The 1798-nt window shown below is 43.8% G+C and carries 2 protein-coding genes; both read right to left on the bottom strand.

Annotated elements, in window-relative coordinates; translation table 11 throughout:
* The coding region (locus tag ACTNES_RS20655; RefSeq protein ID WP_441040550.1) for an ArdC family protein at nt 1-665 on the bottom strand (665 nt) is incomplete at its 3' end.
* A gap of 55 nt (nt 666-720) precedes the next feature.
* Nucleotides 721-1779 carry a helicase gene (locus tag ACTNES_RS20650; RefSeq protein ID WP_441040549.1) on the bottom strand — a complete coding sequence of 353 codons (1059 nt, stop codon included), beginning with the start codon at nt 1777-1779 and terminating at the stop codon, nt 721-723.
* Nucleotides 1780-1798 lie beyond the last annotated feature (19 nt).

Below are 1798 nucleotides of genomic sequence, written 5' to 3'. Positions count from 1 at the left end.
ATTACTTCCCGGTCATGCAGCAATGCGTGGCTCACTTCATGGACTCCGGTTTTCATCGTCTGAACATTACTCATATCTTCCTTTATCGCAATATATTTTTCTGTCTGGTGATAGTAACCTTTCGCTTCCCCTTCCACATTCATCATACGGATTGGCACTGGTGAAATATTCTGTAATGCTTGCATAAACGTGTCATAAAACTGTACACTTCCAGTAAGTTCCGGTACATCCAGGTCAGCAATCGGTTCTCCCTCTGTCTGACTGACATCAAATATCGTAGTTACCCGGAACCTTGGAATGACCATTTCCACAATCTCTGTTTCCGGTTGTCCGTCCTCCCCAATCACCGGTTCTTTTGTTACTGGGTCAATCTTTTCAATCTCCTGTTTTTCCCGGATTGGTGCAGGTGCGATGATCTGGATTCCCTTTTCCCCACGCTTTACATGGCGGTTAAATTTCTTCTGCCATGCCTGATACCCTGCCACCAGTGTTGCCTCCGGTTTCTGCATGGTGATCAGCAGCGTATTATTAAAGCTGTAATTATGGAACTTCGACATGGTATTCAGATATTCTGTATATCTCTCCGATGTAAAGATTTCTTTTACTCCCTGCTCCAGTCGTTCCGATATTTCTTTTAACTGTTTCTCTATATTATTGTTCGCCATAAACAAATCCTCCATTTTAGGATTCCCGCCAGAGGAAACTCTGACGGGAACTCTTTTATAACTCCTGTTCGTGCTTTTTCTTTGCACTTTTCTGTGTAACGGTCTGTTCCGCTGTATTCTGCTGTGCCTTCTCCTGCTTTAACAGTTCCAGAATGGACGGCTTATGGATTTTGTCCGCTGTTTCCGGAAGTTCTTTTTCTTCCACGTTTTCCCTGCTGTCTACGGAACTTTCTTCTCTGCCAATATCCTCATCTGCCAGAATAGTCTCATTACCCTTTTCATCCATGTTCAGCAACGCATTTAATTCTGATAATCGTTCCATCTTTTCATTCAGTTCCGCTTCTTTCGGGAATGGCTTCTTCACCTCTTCCTGTGCGGTAGCAAGCTGTTGTTGTACAGTTTCCAGTTTCTGCTCACTTTCCGTCAGCTTCCTGTCGATAGAAGAAAGGGTGTTATGGATACGCTGCATATTTCCTACCGGGTCTTTTCCGATTTCCAGCTTATAAGAACATTTTCCTTTGATCGTCAATTCAAAAGCATTGGAGAACATATTATAGGAAGCGGATAATGTAAACCCATGATACTCTCCGACCTTTCCACCTGTGCTGACCTCTTTTAATCCTGCACAGGCAGCGATCAATGCTTCTCCTGCTTCTTTCTTATCTTCATAAAGGACATTCCCTACCGTCATGACAAACTTGTCATTATCCTGTAAATCCACACTTTTTACTACCTGCGAATCCACCTGCATTCCGGCAATCCGTTCTTTCAATGCACTGATCTGTACTGGGAAATTCTTTGCAATATCTGATTCCAGACGGTAAATCTGACTGGTATGGTTTGCCTTTAGAAGTTTCAGCTTACTCACCTGTACATCCAGATCCATTTTTTCCTTAATGTAGGGATTTCCTGTGGCAAGTGCCTTGATCTCGGCATAAGACAATGCCGTATCATCCACATCTTCACAAGCCCTGACTGGCGATTTACTGGTCATGATCTGACTGATGAACTTCTGCTTGTTTTCCAAAATCTGGTCGAGTAGGTCAGCGGTATTACTACCGCTTTCCCCTCTAAGAACCGTGCGTGAGAGTTTCCCCTCACACGGCTCAAGCACTTATAAGCCCTGTGTTAGC

This window comes from Blautia sp. HCP3S3_D9 (genome assembly GCF_052063845.1).
In the GTDB taxonomy this organism is placed as follows: domain Bacteria; phylum Bacillota; class Clostridia; order Lachnospirales; family Lachnospiraceae; genus Blautia_A.
This window is presented reverse-complemented; position numbering and strand designations above follow the sequence as displayed.